This window comes from Alloalcanivorax dieselolei B5 (assembly GCF_000300005.1).
Lineage (GTDB): Bacteria > Pseudomonadota > Gammaproteobacteria > Pseudomonadales > Alcanivoracaceae > Alloalcanivorax > Alloalcanivorax dieselolei.
Genome location: NC_018691.1, coordinates 3,055,536 through 3,071,205 on the forward strand (window position 1 = coordinate 3,055,536; position 15,670 = coordinate 3,071,205).

Consider the following 15,670-nt stretch of genomic DNA (forward strand, 5'->3'; position numbering starts at 1 on the left):
GTCGCGGGCGATGAACTCAGGAAAGACGGTGGCAACAGGGCCAACCGGGTTCCTCGTGCCAACCGCACCGAACAGCCGAAAGGCTGGGCTCCGAATCTAGGAATCCGGTGTGCGGTTTGAACAGCAAACCCTTTTCGTCAGGAGAAAGACCATGCTTGCATCCCGTTTCGCTTCCCGTTCCCCGGTACTGCGCAGCGACTCCCCGCTGTCCGATGAGCAGATTCACCGCGTGGCCCCGTCCATCTTTGCCGAGGCACCCCACGAAAGCCGCTCCCAGCGGTACGCCTATATCCCCACCGCCACGGTGCTGACCGAACTGCGCAAGGAAGGGTTTCAGCCTTTCATGGTGACGCAGACCCGCACCCGCCACGAAGACCGGCGCGACTACACCAAGCACATGATCCGGCTGCGCCACGCCAGCCAGATCAATGCCCGAGGCGAAGCCAACGAAATCATCCTGCTGAACTCGCACGATGGCACCAGCAGCTACCAGATGCTGGCCGGCATGTTCCGTTTCGTGTGCAGCAATGGCCTTGTTTGCGGCGATACCGTGGCCGATGTGCGCGTGCCGCATAAGGGCGACGTGGCCGGACAAGTGATCGAAGGTGCCTATCAGGTGCTGCACGGTTTTGACCGTGCGTTGGAATCCCGCGAATCCATGCAGGCCATCACGCTGGACGAAGGCGAGGCCGAAGTGTTCGCCCGCGCCGCGCTGTCGCTCAAGTACGACGACCCGGACAAGCCCGCACCCATCACCGAATCGCAAATCCTGATGCCGCGCCGTTTCGACGACCGCCGCCCGGACTTGTGGAGCGTGTTCAACCGCACCCAAGAGAACCTGACCAAAGGCGGTTTGCATGGGCGCAGCGCCAACGGGCGACGCCAGCAGACCCGCCCGGTGCAGGGCATTGATTCCGATATTCGCCTCAATCGCGCCCTGTGGCTGCTGGCCGACGGCCTGCGCCAGTTGAAAGCCTGATTTCCCTGCGCGGCAGGGGCAGGCAGCAACCCTTGCCGCGTCATTCGCTGCTGCATTCCATCATCGCAAGGAGTTTTCACCATGAACGCTATCAACCACACCGAAGCCCAAGCCATCCACGCCGCAGCCAGCGCCGCGCCTGCCGTGCTGCTGGAAGCCGCCGACCCGAGCAAGAATCTGATTCTTGTGCCGCTGTCGCGGCTGGTGTCGCGCCCCACGGGCCGCAACGTGCGCAATACCCCGCGCATGTCGATTCCTGAACTCGCCGCCAGCATCCAGCGTGTCGGCCTGCTGCAAAACCTGATCGTGACCGCGACCGCTGACGGCGAGCGTTACGAAGTCGTGGCCGGAGGCCGTCGCCTTGCCGCCCTCAAGCTGTTGGCGAAGAAGCGCCGCATCAGCAAAGAATGGGATGTACCTTGCCTGCTGGTGGCCGATGGCACCGCCCGCACCGCCAGCCTGACCGAGAACGTGCAGCGCGAAGCCATGCACCCCGCTGACCAGTTCGAGGCATTCGCCGCGCTGGTGGCCGAAGGCCGACCCATCGAGGACATTGCCGCAGATTTCAGCGTCACGCCGCTGGTGGTGCAGCGCCGCCTGAAACTCGCCAACGTATCGCCGCGCCTGCTGGCCGACTACCGGGCCGAGGTCGTGAGCCTTGACCAGTTGATGGCCCTTGCCATCACCGACGATCACACCGCGCAGGAAGCCGCGTTCTACGATGCGCCGACATGGCTGCGCAGTCCGCATAACCTGCGCGACCGCCTGACCGAGCGCGAGATTGATGCCCATCGGCATCCGCTGGTGCGCTTCGTTGGGCTGGATGCTTACGAGGCTGCAGGCGGTGGCACCCGCCGCGATCTGTTCGCGGAAGCCGATAGCGGCGTGTATCTGACCGATGCCACGCTGCTGGAACGGCTGGCGCAGAACAAGCTGGCCGGCCTTGCCGCCGAGGTGAAGGCCGAAGGCTGGGCATGGGTGGATGCCACCCCCGGCACTACCCATGCCGATCTGCAAGCCTTCCAGCGCGCCCCTAGGCAGCGCCGCAGCCCGAACAAGCGCGAAGCCCAACGCATCGAGAAGCTGCAAACCAAGATGCAGGCGCTGGCCGAGGCCGTGGATGCCGCCCTGGACGCCGACGATCAAGAAAAGGCCGACGCCTTGCAGGAGGAAGGCGAACACCTGGGCGAACAGTTGCAGGCGCTGGAAGATGGCTTGCAGGACTACGGGGAAGCCGTCAAAGCTGCCGCCGGGGCCATCGTCACCATCGACCGCAACGGCGAGGCCGTGATTCATCGCGGGCTGCTGCGCGAAGCCGAGGCCAAGGCACTGCGCACGCTGGAACGGCTGCGGCAAGGTTTCGGCAGCGAAGCCGACAACGACGACGAAGGAGAGGAAGCGGACAACGCCCCCAAGACCGCCGCCATGTCCGACCGGCTGGCGCAACGCTTGAGCGCCCACCGTACCGCCGCGCTGCAAATCGAAGTCGCCCGGCATCCGCAGGTGGCGCTGGCCGCACTGGTGCATGGCATGGTGCAGACCGTCTTGCACGGCAGCTACTACGGCCACGACCTGCCGCTGGGCGTGAAGCTGACCCAGCAAGATCGGCTGGAAGGCATGGCCCCGGACTGGCCGGAATCGTCCGCCGCCGTGGCACTGCGCGAACTGCAACAGGTAGCGGGTGAAGCCTTGCCGGAGGACAGCGCCGAACTGTTCGCCGCACTATTGGCGAAGCCGCAGGATGAACTGGTGCGTCTGCTGGCCGTATGCGTGGCATCCACGGTCGATGTGGTGACGCCCCGCGCCACACAGCACCAGCCGGGTGCCGAACTGACGCAGGCCGTGGGGCTGGACATGGCAGCGTGGTGGCAGCCGACCGCCGAAGGCTATTTCCAGCATGTGCCGAAGGCCGCGATTCTGGAAGCCGTGGGCGAATTCGCACCGGAGCACGTCACCCGGCTGGCGAAGTTGAAAAAAGGCGACATTGCCAGCGAGGCCGAACGGCTGGCTGATGGAACTGGTTGGATGCCAGCCATCTTCGCCGCCGAAGCCACGCAGCAGGCCGCGCAGGAGGTGGTGACGGATGAGGCAGCCGAAGCACCGGAGGAAGTCGCCGCCGTGGCGGATGAGCAGACGCAAGCCGAGGCACTGGCCGCTTGACCCCGCACCACAGATAGCGTCCCGGTTCCGGCCGGGGCGCTTTCATGCCGAGGATTCCCCCATGAGCCACGACACCACGAACCGCCCGCGCATGGCCGCGACTTACGCCCCCGGCACGATACGCGCCCGCCGCTGGCATGGCGATAGCGACGTGCGCGGCTATCGTCCGCCTCGCGGCTGGACAGCCCGTGCCGACCTGACCGACCTACACCCCATCACGGGCTGCGCCTTGCCGCGTGCCGTGTGGTGGATCATCGAAACCAAAGAATAGGAAGCCCCCCCGCGCCCAAGCCGTTCCGTCTTGGGCGCGGGAAATGCCAAAACTCCGCGCGCGGCAGTGGCCGCACCCGGTTTCAAGGCTCAAAGCCAAAACGCCCCTTTGCCGCCTGACCGAAGGCGGCAAAGGGGCCGCGCACAAGTCGCCTTGTGCGCAAAAGCCATTGAAGCCATGCAAGTGCAGCGGCGCACGCGTCGCCGACATTCCGACAGCACCTCGCCGCTATGGGCGGCGCTTGTGGGACTACGCCACGGCTTGCTGCGGCAGGTTGCACGAAAGCGTGCTGTGCTCGACGCTGGCGGTTCGTTGCCTGTACGTCACGAAGGACGGTTCACCGACACACCACCTGGCCTCGATGTGGAGCTTCCACGCCACGCATCAAGCATGTGGCCGCAAGTTGTGGCAGGAGCGCTCGTACCTTGTTGCTGGGGCATTGACCTGGCCGCGTCAGGGAACAAGCCGGTGAAGTTGTCATGCGAGGATGCCGAGTCGGCCATGTCTCCATTCGGGAGCGGGCGGCCCGTGCGTCCTTGTCTTGTCGTGAATCCTGGCGGTGGCGCGGCTGCGCCCGGGCTTTATGACCGCAACCTGGAGGCGAAAACAATTTCCCCTGCGCTGCGCGCATTCCTCGCGGGACAAATTCTTTTCTCCTCCTGGTTCTCCACGTTGTTGCGACCGCTGCGCGGTGCGGCCAGCCCATCCCCCGCCGGGCGGATCACAACAAGGACGCACTGGCGCGACCTTGTTCAACCCGAAAGGAGAAATCATCATGGCTAACATCGGCACCTTCACCGCAGAGAAAGACGGCTTCACCGGCACACTTCGCACCCTGACGCTCAACGTCAAGGTCAAGCTGGTTCCCAACGACAAGGGTGACAACGAGAGCGCACCCGACTACCGCCTGCAAGCGGCTGGCCACGACATCGGCGCAGCGTGGAAAAAAACCAGTGAGGCCGGACGCCCTTATGTGTCCGTGACCCTTGACGATCCATCGTTCCCTGCAACGGTCTATGCCCGTCTGATCGAAGGCGAGGACGGCGCACACGACCTGATCTGGTCGCGCAGCAAGCCCAAAGCGGCGTAACCGCCGCAGCGCCCCGTCCATCGCGGCGGGGCGCTACGTCTCGGAAGCCGAAAGTCGGTTTTCCGCTTCGGCCATCAGCGCTGCTGTACTGCACTCCAGCGCACCGGCGATTTTGAAGATGATCGCCAGGGTCGGTGAATGCTCGCCGCGCTCGATCTTGCCCATGTGCGAGCGTTCAATGCCGGCCAGGTTGGCCAGCGTTTCCTGTGCGATGCCGCGCTCCGTGCGCAGCGCACGCACCGCCACACCGAAGGCCTGGGCCAGCTCGGCGTCGAAGGTGGTAGAGCCGGCCGGTCGGCCGCGCTGGACGGTTCGCTTCTGCATAGACAGAAGCGTCGATTCGCAGCACAATTAAAACCACGTTATATTTAACTCATTCATCCAATCTCACCTGTTTTTGTGCCTTTACTGAAATCCGCATTGGCGGCTTTCTTCAAAAGCGGAGAGCCTGATCCGTGCCTTTCCTGACTTCCGTGCATGTGCCTTCGTGCTTCTACGTCTCTGCGGATACGTGGGGTTGCGCATTGGTGCTTTCGTTGGACGGCGTGAAAGCGCCTCTGCTGCTCCGCAAGTCCGTGGACGTACAGCCATGACCACGCTCATCACCACCGACGAGCGCATGTGCCTGCTGGCCAACGGCCACGCCCGCGCCGCCGGGCAGGACACCGACCCGCTGCCTGTGGTGCGCCTGTTCACGCCAGATGCGCATGCCACTTGGCTGCTGGCTTCGCTCGACCCCGCCGATGGCGATACTGCCCACGGCCTGATCGACTTGGGGATTGGCATGCCTGCACTGGGAACGGTGAAGCTGTCCGACCTGGCCGCCATCGTCGGGCCGCGCGAGCAGCCCGTGATGCGGGATCGCTACTTCCAGCCGCTGCGGCGGCTGTCGGAATACCTGCGACTGGCCGAAGACAGCGGCTCGATCACCGATTGAGCACCACCGCGAAGCGAGGCGCACTGTGTCTATTTCGGTCTGGTCTGTGACCCGTTCGGTCTGAATCGGCAGTGTTGCACCGCAGTGGTGCGTGCCTGATCGAAACGGTCATGATGCCTGGCGCGGGCTACGGCAAGCTGACCGACGCGGCATGCCATTGGAGAGCGTTGCCGCCGTCGCACTCGGACGATTTCAGCAACGCATCGGAGTTCATCGGTCTTGACACTGCCAGTTTACGCTTCACCCATGACGTTTTGACGATGGCCTCGTAGCACGCCGTTTCGCCGTGGCGACGCACCCCCAGCACAGGGAGGTTGCCGTATGGCTGATCGCAGTGCCGAGCCGTGGTATGCCACGGCGGCCTATCTCTACGTTCTGCACCTGGATGGCCCGGCGCTGGCATGGGAGTACCTGCGCCGTCATCCAGACTATCGGCACGACTGGCTGCGCCGTCGTCGCCAACCGGATGCCGCCGGGCATTGGGGGCTGCGCCTGCTGGAAGATCCCGCCCTGGATGCGCGGGACGCGCACCCGGCCTGGTTCCCCGATCACGATGCCGTGGTGCAGCTCTACCCGGATGCCGATCCACCGCCCGATGCCTTGTGCTTTGAGTTCTGGAAGCTGCCGGGCCACAAACACCTGATCCATGACGGCAAGCGCTTGGTGCTGGTGGCGCGCTGGCCCGGCTGTTGCCTGCGCTTCGTGCTCGCGCCAGGCTTGGCTGATGGCATGGCTTACGCCTATGCCATCCGGGCCTGCACCGCGCCTTGCGAACGCTATGTGGCCCTGGCGAGCGAATTGAGCAAGATCGCCGTAGCTGCCGGTGCCACACCTGCGGCGACCGTCCGGCCACGTCCGCCGCTGTCCGCATTGCTGGAATTGCACACGCTTCAGGCGCTGGACGCGACCCTGGCGGGTGCGTCCTTGCGGGAGGTGGCCGAAGGGCTGTTTGGTGTGGATACCGTTGCCGCCGACTGGCACGCCGACAGCGCTTTGCGCGCCCGCGTGCGGCGGCTGGTGCGTCGGGGCGATGGGCTGATGCGCGGCGGTTATCGCCGTCTGACACAGCTTCCGGCTGTCACTTCGCATGAGGGGGGACGTTTCGCATCCGCAGCAGAACGTCCCTGAACAAGAGCCTCAAGTTTCTTGAGACTGCCTCCATCCGGCTGCGCTGTGTGGCCGGGCTTGATGGAGGTACATCCCATGCGACCTGCTCCCTTGCGGCCCGCCGCCGCTCCCGTTGCCACACCCGCACAACCCCAGCGCTATCTCACCAACGATGAGGCTGCCGACTACCTGCGCCTGTCACCGCGCACGCTGGAGAAACAGCGCGTTATCGGTGGTGGCCCGAAGTTCCGCAAGTTCGGCCGCCGTGTGATGTACGCCGTGGCCGACCTCGATGCCTGGGCGGAAACGCGCAGTTTCGAGACCACCTCCGACCCCGAATATGCCGAGCACCACTCGGCTGACAGCCGTGCGCGCTGATCGGAGCATCGTCGGTGGCCATCGGCATGTCCCGCCCACCAGGGCACGCCTTGCAGCAGCGCGAACAGCTCGACCTGTTCCACGCTCTGCCGGGCGAGGACATGGCACCGCGCGATGCCCAGGACTTGATGGCGTATCCGTTTTTCTCGCTGGCGAAGTCGCGGCGCACCGCGCCGATCGACTTCCGCAGCGGCAACATCACCATTCGCGTGGAAGGCACGCAGGAGCATGGCATCGCCACCATCTGGGATGCCGACATCCTGATCTGGGCGGCCAGCCAGATCGTCGAAGCCAAGGACGCGGGCATCCAGCCGTCCCGGCGGATGCAGGCCACGCCCTACGAGATCCTGCGCTTCATCGGGCGCGGCAAGTCGCTGCGCGACTACCAGCGCCTCAAGGCCGCGCTGGATCGGCTGCAATCGACCACGGTGGCCACATCCATCCGCGAAACGACGGGAAGGCGCTTGCACCGCTTTTCGTGGATCAACGAGTGGAAGGAACTGGCCGATGCCAGAGGCACGCCGCTGGGCATCGAGTTGATCCTGCCGGACTGGTTCTATGCCGGCGTGCTGGACGCCGCCCTGGTGCTGACCATCGACCCGACGTACTTCCGACTCACAGGTGGCATCGAGCGCTGGCTGTACCGCTTGGTGCGCAAGCATGGCGGCCGGCAGGAATACGGCTGGCAGTTCGACTTCCGGCATCTGCACCGCAAGTCGGGCAGCAGCACGCGGTTTTCGGATTTCGCCTACGACCTGCGGGCGCTGGTCGCCCGGCAATCACTGCCGGGATACGAGCTGGGCATCGTGCGGATTCCCGAGGACGACATGGAATTGCTGACCTTCCGGCCCGTGCCGCAGACGGCACGGGGATAACAGCGGGACAAGCTGTGGATGGGGTCGTGCTATCAGGAGTAAGAGGTATCGTGCTATCAGGAGTACGCCTATCGTGCTATCAGGAGTACGAAAACGCCGCAAAGCCAGTAACGGCGCGGGTTTGCGATCCCTCTAACATTACTAACTTAAATTCTCTAACTATTGATAGAGAAACAGCATTGCGGTGGACAACTGCCGCAGGCCGAAAAATCAGCCAGCAGAAACTCCAAAAACCACCCCGTTCGGCACGGCAAAAACAGGCCGGTCTTCCAAGCAGGAGGGCCGCGCCATGATCGTTGCCTTGCTCAACCAGAAAGGCGGTGTCGGCAAGACCACGCTCGCCACGCACATCGCGGGCGAGCTGGCGATGCGCGGCCTGCACGTCGTCCTGCTGGATGCCGACCCGCAGGGTTCCTCACTGGACTGGACACAGCGCAGAAGTCAGCAGGGCTTGCCCCGGCTGTTCAGCGCCGTGGGCCTTGCACGCGAAACACTGCACCAGGAAGCCCCAGAACTCGCCAGGCGGGCCGATCACGTCATCATCGACGGGCCGCCCAGGATCGCCGCCTTGGCGCGCTCTGCGCTGCTGGCGGCCGAACGGGTGCTGATCCCGGTACAACCCAGCCCCTACGACCTGTGGGCCAGCGCCGAGATGGTGGCGCTGATCCGTGAGGCCCAGGTGTTCCGGCCTGCGCTATGCGCGGCCTTCGTCATCAACCGCCGTGTCAGCACCACGGTGATCGGGCGCGAAGCACGGCAGGCATTGGCCGAACAACCACTGCCAGCGCTGCGCAGCGAGGTGCGCCAGCGCATCGTCTTTGCCGACAGCGTGGCTGCCGGTCGATTGGCGCGGGAGACAGCCCCCGATAGTGCGGCGGCGCAGGAAATCACCGCGCTCACCGATGAACTGCTGCGGTGGCCGTTATGAGCGACAACAGCAACCCACCCAACGGCAAACGCCCGGCCAAGCGGGTCGGCATCGGTGCGCGTCCGCCAGCCAATCCGCACGCCGAGGCTTGGATTCGCCAGGGCGACGCCGATGCGCTCAACAAGGGCGACCTCTACACCGCTCGCCTGACCCTCGACATCACGCCCGCCATGCGGGCGCGCATCAAGGTGTCGGCCTTCACGCAAGGCGTGACCGTGGCCGACCTGCTGCGCGGTTTGCTGGAGCGCGAGTTTCCAGAACACCGCAGGGAGAACACGCTATGACCACATCCGCATTGTCTGCTGCCGCACCTGCCGCCATCGCGATCACGGCTGCGCACGCTGCGCCGTCCAGCCAGCCTAGCAGCGCGCCGTTGACGCGCGTATCGCTCGCCTACATTGAACCGCGCTTCAAGCTCTATCTGCGCTTCGGCGAACCAGCCCGCACGCTCCAGCTCGACCGCTGGCGGCGCTGCGCCATGTTCCTGCCGGGTGCAATCCTCTGCCGCATTCGTTGGCAAGCCAACGACTACGGCACGATCCGCTGGCAGCTCATGGTGATGCAGGCTGCTACACCGCTTGATGCCTTGCAGCGCATCCCCGGCGTGCAGCCAGGCGCGTGCCTGCTGCTGCATGCCGAAGGTGATGCCAATGTGCGCGCCGTGCTGGAACGCATCGACGACATCGAGGCGCTGGGGATCGCTGCCATCGACGTGTCGCCCGCGTACTGGCGCACGCTCGCAAACCGGCTCGCCGCGCATTCGCCGCTGCCCGACTACACCGCCGAGCGGCACGCTGCCTGGCTGGCCGGGAGGGCGCTGCCATGACAGCCCATCCCACCGCCGCACGCACGCCCGAAGCCGCACCGCTTCCTCGCTCGCGCCTGCGCGCTCGCCTCGTGCTGGCGGGCTTCGCCGCAGCCGGCCTCACTGCGCTGGCCTGGACAGCATTCGTGCAGCCGTTGCCGCGCCTGATCTACAACCCGTCCGACAGTGTTCCGGTCGGTTGGTATCGCGTCGATCCGCAGCGCCACGGCACCGACTCGCTGCCACGTCCCTTGTCCGTGGGCAGCGTCGTCCTGACCACGCTGCCGCCAGATGTTGCCGTGCTCGCTGCGCAGCGCGGCTACCTGCCGACCCGCGTTCCGCTGCTCAAGCGTGTGGGCGCGGTCGCGCCGCAACACGTCTGCATCCTCGGCGGACAGGTACGCATCGACGGCGTGCCAGTGGCCGTTGCGCTGCCTGCCGACCGGCTGGGCCGACCGCTGCCAACCTTGCAGCTTTGCCGCCGCCTCGAACCGGGCGAGCTGTTCCTGTTAAGCGTGACCAATCCGGCATCGTTCGACAGCCGCTATTTCGGGCCAGTCAGTGCATCCGCCACGATCGGCGTTGCGCATCCGGTCTGGTTGGAGACACGCCCATGATGGCCGCCAATTCACTGCACGTTGCCGTGCCTCTTGTCGTGCTATCAGGCGCGTCGTTCTGCAGGTCTTCGCCGTGTCGTCGCGCGTGCAGTGCGGATGCATTCGCACCGCACTTCGCGCAGTCTTCGGCGCAGCCGTCCAACGTGCAGGCGTCTTGCCTCGAACGCGCTCGACCTGCGGCCATTGGCGCGTTTGCCAGCGGGCTGGCTGCGGGTGCAGCAACGCCGCCGGGCCGACGATGCCCGGAGCGACAGCGAAGGGCAAAGGCGGAAGGCAAGATAAAAGGTCGCGGCACGTGGCCGCTTGGGAACCTTGTCTGCACATGGGGGTGGCGCGGCACGCGCCAGGGAGCGGCATCGTGCCGCGAAGGTGCGCAACGTCGCATCGGCGTTGGCGAAACCGCGTGCTTCGTCCGCTGGACTGCGACGGCCTTGGATGGAGCCGCACCATGAGCAGCCGTGACGATGACCGATTCCGCGTTCGGCCTGGTGCGCCGAAGCAGCGTGGCGACGCCTTCATCAACAAGGTGCTACGCCAGGCCGACAAGGCCGGCGCGAAGCTCGATAAGACAACCGGCAAGGTCGGCCAGCGACCCGGTTCACGGTTGGGCCGCGGCCATGTGGCGGCGCGCTTTGCCGGTCAGGGACTTGGGGCGAATGCCCGGCGAGTGACGATCAAGGTCCGGTTGGTGAATCTGGCGAAGGCCGGCCCGCGTTCGACCGCCTCACATCTGCGCTACGTCGAACGCGAAGGCGTCGATCGCCAGGGCGGGTCGGGTCACGCCTACGGGTCGACGACCGACGATGCCGACCTCGAAGCGTTTAAGGAGCGCGGCGCGGACGACCGCCACCAGTTCCGGTTCATCGTCTCGCCGGAGGATGCCGAACAGCTCGACGATCTGCGTACCTACACCCGGCACTTGATGGCGCGCATGGAGGCGGACCTAGGCACGCGCCTGGAATGGGTTGCAGTCGATCATTGGAATACGGACAACCCGCACACGCATGTCGTCTTGCGCGGTAAGGATGACACCGGCAAAGACCTCATCATTTCCCGCGACTACATTGGCGAGGGGATGCGCCGGCGTGCGTCGGAGCTGGCGACCGAATGGCTGGGGCCGCGCACCGAACTGGAGATGCAGCACGCCATGCAGCGTGAGGTGGAACAAGAGCGGTGGACGGGCTTGGATCGCAGCTTGCAGCGAGAGGCCGGCAACGACGACCTGGTGCGCGTCGAACGCTTCACCGAACCCCGATTGCAACGCCAACGGCAGGCGCTGATCGGCCGCCTGCAACGCTTGCAGCGCATGGGGCTGGCGACCGAGCAGCAGCCCGGCGCATGGGCCATCCATGCCGAGGCCGAGCCGACCCTACGGGCGATGGGCGAGCGTGGCGACATCATCCGAACTATGCAGCGGGCGATGAGCGGCAAGTCCCGCGAGCTGGCCGTGTTCGAGCAGGGCAACGACGGCCGCACCCTCATCGGCCGGGTGGCGGGCAAGGGGCTGGCCGACGAGCTGTACGACAAGGGCTATCTGATTGTCGATGGCACCGACGGCAAGGCGCACTACGTTGCGCTGCCGCCGCGGTCGGAGCTGGAGCAGTACCCGACCGGCGCCGTGGTGGAAGTGAAAGGCGCTGCCGACGTGCGCGCCACCGACCGCAACATCGCGGCACTGGCCGTCGATGGCGTGTACCGTACCGATCATCACCTGGCGCTCGCCCAAGGTCAGGCCACGTCTGACCGCGATCCGCGCGAGGTGGTGGCCGCCCATGTTCGCCGGCTCGAAGCTCTGCGCCGCGCCGGCATCGTAGAGCGCGAAGCCGAAGGCGTCTGGCATGTGCCCGGCGACTTGGCCGAGCGGGGTCACCAGTACGACGCACAGCGCCTAGGTCCTGTGGCTGTGGAGCTGAAATCGCACCTACCCATTGAGCGGCAAACCCGCATCATCGGCGCTACCTGGCTCGACCAGCAGTTGGTCGGTGGCGGCAAGGGGATTGGCGTTTTGGGCTTTGGTGCCGAGGTCAAGGACGCGCTGCGGCAGCGCGCTGACTTCCTGACCGAACAAGGACTGGCCGAGCATCGCGAGCAGCGCATCGTGCTTGCCCGCAATCTGTTGGCGACGCTGCGCGGGCGCGACCTGGCGCAGGCTGCGAAGGACATCGCTATTGAAGCTGGTCTAGAACATCGGCCGGTGGCAGACGGGCAGCGCGTGGCCGGAATCTATCGGCGTAACGTCATGCTCGCCAGTGGGCGTTACGCGATGCTCGATGACGGCATAGGTTTCTCGCTGGTGCCTTGGAAGCCAGTGATCGAACAGCGACTGGGTCAACAGCTAGCCGCCACGGTACGCGGCGGTAGTGTGTCTTGGGAGATCGGACGCCAACGCGGGCCTGCAGTTGGATAGACTCCTACACGCCACACTCTACCTCAGGGGCACAAACGCCGCTTCAGTTCGTCTAGTAACCACCGCCCGGCGACCCCAGGAGCATGGTCGCGTCGATGGGCTGCATAGATCGTCACTCCATCACGAGGGGTTGGATCGTTTTCAATCTCGATACGAGCTAGATGTCCGGCAGCAATGGGATCGCTGACGAGATGGCCGGGCATACGGCACCATCCAAGGCCTGCAAGAAGAAAATCCGAGCGCCTCCCGAGATCGACGAAGCGCCACAACTTGGCGCTTGATAGCCCATAAGATGCACCGCCGGGGTCAACCGGGTCAGAGAGCACGAGTTGGGTATGCGATTCAAGATCGCTTCGCGTTGCCGGCCTTCCAAGTGAGGCCAGTGGATGTTCGGGCGCGACGACCGGGATCATCTCAATGCGCAGCAGGGGATATGCGACGACGTCCTCGGGTACGGCGGGAAGTAGCAGGCAAATGGCCAGCGCGGCAGAATCATTGCGCAGACGACGCAGGGCACCACCAAGACCCTCTGTCCTGAAGCTGACGGGAAGGTCGGGATAGCTGCTGCGCAGCGCGTGCAGGCTATCGATAAGCGGTGCGGTCGGCACCAGTGGATCAATCGCAAGAGCGAGTTCGGCTTCCAGTCCTGCCCGGTTGCTTGCCGCAACTGCCTCGAAGCGCGCTGCGCTGGCCAGCACTAGGCGCGCCTGCTGGACAAGTACTTGTCCAATATCCGTGAGTTGCGGTCGATGACCGCTTCGGTCGAACAGTCGGACGCCTTGCATCTCCTCAAGGGTGGCGACCGCTTGGCTGACGGCCGATTGAACACGACGAAGCTTCCGGGCCGCAGCCGAAAAGCTACCCATGTCCGCAATTGTCACCAACACACGCAGGTGATCCAGGCTAAGAGTGCCAAGCGCCATGCATCATATAATGAGATGGAAAGTATCTAAATTATATCACTTTTCAAGATGTTCGGCCGCCCCCAATATCTGTGCATGCAACCAACATTTTTCCTCAACCACGGCGGCGGCCCTTGCTTCTTTCTTGAGCCCGGCCCGGTGCGCGCCGACTGGAACGAGCTAGAGGCGTATCTGATGAATTTCGCCAGCACACTGTCGGAACGTCCGTCCTCTATCCTTGTCGTCTCTGGACACTGGGAGGAGGTGCGTCCGACCGTAAATGTAGGCGCTGCCCCATCTTTGCTTTTCGATTACGACGGGTTTCCCGACTACACTTACCAACTGACATGGCCTGCCCGCGGCGCACCAGAGCTTGCGACCCGTGTCCGCGAATTGCTCGGTGCCGCTGGCGTGGCAAGCGCCGTAAATGACCGACGCGGCTGGGATCACGGCGTGTTCGTCCCTCTGAAGGTCATGTTTCCGACCGCTGACATTCCCGTCCTGCAGCTTTCGATGCAGCGCGGACTTGACCCGTCTGCCCACCTCGCTATTGGTCGCGCTTTGAAGCCGCTGCGCGACGAGGGCGTGCTCATCGTCGGCAGCGGGCAGGCCTACCACAACATGCGTGGCTTTTCGGGATATGGTCGCTCGGACCCTGGCGCAGAAGCATTTGACGCCTGGTTGCGTACTGCGATGCTGGATGGCGCCACTCGCGATCGCGCGTTGATGCACTGGGAACAAGCTCCCGGTGCGCGCGATGCTCAGCCCCACGAAGACCACTTGCTTCCGCTGATGGTCGCCGCCGGGGCGGCGTCCGGCAAACCGGGACATATCGACTTTCATGGCCAAGCGATTGGAAAGCCTATATCCGGCTTTCGCTTCGGCTGACATCCACCTCGGCAATCGAAGAGATTTCCATGACCAAACTACTAGTTGTTGAAACCAGTCCTCGCGGCGATTCTTCCATATCGCGCAACATGACGCGCCACTTCGTGGCGCATTGGCAGGCCGCACACCCGGACAGTGAGATCGTTGAGCGCGATCTTGCGAAAACAGATCTTGCCTTCATCACGGCGCCTTGGTTGCAGGCATACTTCACGCCGCCCGGGGAGCAATCGGCCGAAATGAAGGAAGCGTTGCACCTCTCCGATGAACTGGTCGCCGAACTGCTGGCCGCTGACGAAATCGTCATTTCCACTCCGGTGCACAACTACAACATCCCAGCCTCGCTCAAGGCTTGGGTCGATTACATCGTGCGCAAGGGCATGACACTGGGCTTTGACGGTAAGGGTATGGTCAGCGGCAAAAAGGCCACTGTGTTGCTGGCATCCGGCGGCGTGTACACCGAAGGTTCACCCATCCGCGATCGCGACATCGCACGGCATTACTTGAATTTGATCCTCAGCGTGATCGGGATCACGGATGTGACGATCATCGCGGGTGGCGGCGCCAAGGTGGTCGATCTTGGCGAAGAGTCGATGAATAGTTTCATCGGGAAACTTGACTCCAGTCTCAAGCAAGCGGCCGCCTGAAACCACCCGCTGCCCGACATGGAAAATCCGGGCGGTCTGGCGTGCAGATCAAATATATCCAGGGGCTGTCGTAGATAAGGCTAAATTCCAGCCCACTCCTTCAGCGTCTTGAGTTGTTGTTTGTGGGCTCCGTAGTCGAAGCGGAGCTCGCATTCTTAGAGGAACAGAGGGAAGTTGTCCTTTGGGATTCCATTATATTTGCGAAGTACCCGCCTAGCCTGGTTCCAGAAGTTCTCGACGTTGTTGATGTGGTTGCGGCCACGGGCGAACTCCTTGGAGTGGTTGATGCGAACGTGGTGGAACTGACTGACGTCCAACGCCTCATAGCTGCCGAAGCTGTCGGTATAGACGATGCTATCCGGTGCCATTTTCAGCTGGATTGCTGGCACCAGTGTGGGCCGCGCATTGTTATCGCGCGCAATCTGCTGGTAACCCTGCACGAGCGAGAGATGGCGCAGGCCGCGCAGGACATCGCAGATGAAACAGACTTGGAGCATCGTTCCGTGGTCGATGGGCAGCGCGTGACTGGCCTTTACCGACGCAGTGCCATGCTTGCCAGCGGGTGCTATGCGATGCTTGATGACGGTATGGAGTTCATGCCTGGTGCCGTGGAAGCCGGTGATCGAAGCGCGACAACTGCATACTGTCACGGTGCGTAGCAATGGCGTGTCATGGGACATTG

Annotated in this window: 18 protein-coding genes and 1 pseudogene; 16 read left to right on the forward strand and 3 right to left on the reverse strand. The window is 64.1% G+C overall.

The features are described 5' to 3' along the window. Positions 1-151: 151 nt before the first annotated feature. From B5T_RS13580 to B5T_RS13595, 4 genes are all read left to right on the forward strand, one after another. A complete protein-coding gene (locus B5T_RS13580; RefSeq protein ID WP_041717032.1) occupies positions 152-979 on the forward strand; it encodes a DUF932 domain-containing protein in 828 nt (275 codons plus the stop codon). A gap of 81 nt (positions 980-1,060) precedes the next feature. Then, positions 1,061-3,139 (forward strand): ParB/RepB/Spo0J family partition protein, encoded by a 2,079-nt coding sequence (locus B5T_RS13585; RefSeq protein WP_014995083.1) that lies wholly within the window; start codon positions 1,061-1,063, stop codon positions 3,137-3,139. A 61-nt stretch (positions 3,140-3,200) separates the two neighbouring features. Further along, positions 3,201-3,410 carry a hypothetical protein gene (locus B5T_RS13590; RefSeq protein ID WP_014995084.1) on the forward strand — a complete coding sequence of 70 codons (210 nt, stop codon included), beginning with the start codon at positions 3,201-3,203 and terminating at the stop codon, positions 3,408-3,410. 775 nt (positions 3,411-4,185) lie between these two features. After that, positions 4,186-4,500: a DUF736 domain-containing protein gene (locus B5T_RS13595; protein WP_014995085.1), complete on the forward strand. Its 315-nt coding sequence runs from the start codon at positions 4,186-4,188 to the stop codon at positions 4,498-4,500. Between the two features lie 33 nt (positions 4,501-4,533). Here B5T_RS13595 and B5T_RS13600 read toward each other — a convergent pair whose 3' ends face one another. Further along, positions 4,534-4,824: a helix-turn-helix domain-containing protein gene (locus B5T_RS13600; RefSeq protein ID WP_014995086.1), complete on the reverse strand. Its 291-nt coding sequence runs from the start codon at positions 4,822-4,824 to the stop codon at positions 4,534-4,536. 265 nt (positions 4,825-5,089) lie between these two features. Between B5T_RS13600 and B5T_RS13605 the strand changes: the two genes are divergently transcribed. The 9 genes from B5T_RS13605 to B5T_RS13645 all read left to right on the forward strand — a co-directional run bounded on the left by B5T_RS13605 (position 5,090) and on the right by B5T_RS13645 (position 12,554). After that, the gene (locus B5T_RS13605; protein ID WP_014995087.1) at positions 5,090-5,437 is read left to right on the forward strand and encodes a DUF2958 domain-containing protein; all 348 of its coding nucleotides are present in this window, start codon (positions 5,090-5,092) and stop codon (positions 5,435-5,437) included. 321 nt (positions 5,438-5,758) lie between these two features. Continuing rightward, positions 5,759-6,565 (forward strand): DUF2285 domain-containing protein, encoded by an 807-nt coding sequence (locus B5T_RS13610; RefSeq protein ID WP_014995089.1) that lies wholly within the window; start codon positions 5,759-5,761, stop codon positions 6,563-6,565. A 75-nt stretch (positions 6,566-6,640) separates the two neighbouring features. Continuing rightward, on the forward strand, positions 6,641-6,922 hold the full coding sequence (locus B5T_RS13615; protein ID WP_014995090.1) for a helix-turn-helix domain-containing protein: 282 nt from the start codon (positions 6,641-6,643) through the stop codon (positions 6,920-6,922). 14 nt (positions 6,923-6,936) lie between these two features. After that, positions 6,937-7,797, forward strand: a complete 861-nt coding sequence (locus B5T_RS13620; RefSeq protein WP_014995091.1) for a replication initiator protein A — start codon at positions 6,937-6,939, stop codon at positions 7,795-7,797. Positions 7,798-8,086: 289 nt separating this feature from the next. Further along, on the forward strand, positions 8,087-8,725 hold the full coding sequence (parA, locus tag B5T_RS13625; RefSeq protein ID WP_014995093.1) for a ParA family partition ATPase: 639 nt from the start codon (positions 8,087-8,089) through the stop codon (positions 8,723-8,725). Beyond that, positions 8,722-9,009 (forward strand): hypothetical protein, encoded by a 288-nt coding sequence (locus tag B5T_RS13630; RefSeq protein WP_014995094.1) that lies wholly within the window; start codon positions 8,722-8,724, stop codon positions 9,007-9,009. Before parA ends, B5T_RS13630 begins: the two co-directional genes overlap by 4 nt. Further along, a complete protein-coding gene (locus B5T_RS13635) occupies positions 9,006-9,551 on the forward strand; it encodes a DUF2840 domain-containing protein (RefSeq protein ID WP_041717033.1) in 546 nt (181 codons plus the stop codon). The genes B5T_RS13630 and B5T_RS13635 overlap by 4 nt, the downstream gene beginning before the upstream one ends. Continuing rightward, a complete protein-coding gene (locus B5T_RS13640) occupies positions 9,548-10,147 on the forward strand; it encodes a S26 family signal peptidase (RefSeq protein ID WP_014995096.1) in 600 nt (199 codons plus the stop codon). Before B5T_RS13635 ends, B5T_RS13640 begins: the two co-directional genes overlap by 4 nt. 448 nt (positions 10,148-10,595) lie before the next feature. Beyond that, positions 10,596-12,554 (forward strand): relaxase/mobilization nuclease domain-containing protein, encoded by a 1,959-nt coding sequence (locus B5T_RS13645; protein ID WP_014995098.1) that lies wholly within the window; start codon positions 10,596-10,598, stop codon positions 12,552-12,554. A 23-nt stretch (positions 12,555-12,577) separates the two neighbouring features. Here B5T_RS13645 and B5T_RS13650 read toward each other — a convergent pair whose 3' ends face one another. Continuing rightward, entirely contained in the window at positions 12,578-13,477 is a 900-nt protein-coding gene (locus B5T_RS13650; RefSeq protein WP_014995099.1) for a LysR family transcriptional regulator, read from the reverse strand. Between the two features lie 75 nt (positions 13,478-13,552). Here B5T_RS13650 and B5T_RS13655 point away from each other — a divergent pair, with 75 nt between their 5' ends. Together B5T_RS13655 and B5T_RS13660 are read left to right on the forward strand one after the other, a co-directional pair. Then, complete coding sequence (locus B5T_RS13655; RefSeq protein ID WP_041717580.1) at positions 13,553-14,344, forward strand: DODA-type extradiol aromatic ring-opening family dioxygenase; 792 nt, start codon at positions 13,553-13,555, stop codon at positions 14,342-14,344. Between the two features lie 29 nt (positions 14,345-14,373). Then, entirely contained in the window at positions 14,374-14,988 is a 615-nt protein-coding gene (locus tag B5T_RS13660) for an FMN-dependent NADH-azoreductase (protein ID WP_041717034.1), read from the forward strand. An 80-nt stretch (positions 14,989-15,068) separates the two neighbouring features. On the opposite strand, the pseudogene B5T_RS23630 reads toward B5T_RS13660, so the two are convergent. Beyond that, a pseudogene (locus B5T_RS23630) lies at positions 15,069-15,383 on the reverse strand (IS1595 family transposase); the annotation flags it as partial. Between B5T_RS23630 and B5T_RS23635 the strand changes: the two are divergent. Further along, positions 15,285-15,647 carry a DUF3363 domain-containing protein gene (locus B5T_RS23635; RefSeq protein WP_456236316.1) on the forward strand — a complete coding sequence of 121 codons (363 nt, stop codon included), beginning with the start codon at positions 15,285-15,287 and terminating at the stop codon, positions 15,645-15,647. The pseudogene B5T_RS23630 and the gene B5T_RS23635 overlap by 99 nt on opposite strands. The last annotated feature ends 23 nt before the right edge of the window (positions 15,648-15,670 follow it).

Excerpts from the sequence above, each read along its gene's own strand:
- B5T_RS13610 (WP_014995089.1), top strand. The coding sequence starts at position 5,759 with ATGGCTGATCGCAGTGCCGAGCCGTGGTATGCCACGGCGGCCTATCTC.
- B5T_RS13650 (WP_014995099.1), bottom strand. The coding sequence starts at position 13,477 with ATGGCGCTTGGCACTCTTAGCCTGGATCACCTGCGTGTGTTGGTGACA.
- B5T_RS13615 (WP_014995090.1), top strand. The coding sequence starts at position 6,641 with ATGCGACCTGCTCCCTTGCGGCCCGCCGCCGCTCCCGTTGCCACACCC.
- B5T_RS13605 (WP_014995087.1), top strand. The coding sequence starts at position 5,090 with ATGACCACGCTCATCACCACCGACGAGCGCATGTGCCTGCTGGCCAAC.
- B5T_RS13580 (WP_041717032.1), top strand. The coding sequence starts at position 152 with ATGCTTGCATCCCGTTTCGCTTCCCGTTCCCCGGTACTGCGCAGCGAC.
- B5T_RS13600 (WP_014995086.1), bottom strand. The coding sequence starts at position 4,824 with ATGCAGAAGCGAACCGTCCAGCGCGGCCGACCGGCCGGCTCTACCACC.
- B5T_RS13640 (WP_014995096.1), top strand. The coding sequence starts at position 9,548 with ATGACAGCCCATCCCACCGCCGCACGCACGCCCGAAGCCGCACCGCTT.
- B5T_RS13585 (WP_014995083.1), top strand. The coding sequence starts at position 1,061 with ATGAACGCTATCAACCACACCGAAGCCCAAGCCATCCACGCCGCAGCC.
- B5T_RS13660 (WP_041717034.1), top strand. The coding sequence starts at position 14,374 with ATGACCAAACTACTAGTTGTTGAAACCAGTCCTCGCGGCGATTCTTCC.
- B5T_RS13635 (WP_041717033.1), top strand. The coding sequence starts at position 9,006 with ATGACCACATCCGCATTGTCTGCTGCCGCACCTGCCGCCATCGCGATC.
- parA (WP_014995093.1), top strand. The coding sequence starts at position 8,087 with ATGATCGTTGCCTTGCTCAACCAGAAAGGCGGTGTCGGCAAGACCACG.
- B5T_RS13590 (WP_014995084.1), top strand. The coding sequence starts at position 3,201 with ATGAGCCACGACACCACGAACCGCCCGCGCATGGCCGCGACTTACGCC.
- B5T_RS13595 (WP_014995085.1), top strand. The coding sequence starts at position 4,186 with ATGGCTAACATCGGCACCTTCACCGCAGAGAAAGACGGCTTCACCGGC.
- B5T_RS13630 (WP_014995094.1), top strand. The coding sequence starts at position 8,722 with ATGAGCGACAACAGCAACCCACCCAACGGCAAACGCCCGGCCAAGCGG.
- B5T_RS13655 (WP_041717580.1), top strand. The coding sequence starts at position 13,553 with ATGCAACCAACATTTTTCCTCAACCACGGCGGCGGCCCTTGCTTCTTT.
- B5T_RS13645 (WP_014995098.1), top strand. The coding sequence starts at position 10,596 with ATGAGCAGCCGTGACGATGACCGATTCCGCGTTCGGCCTGGTGCGCCG.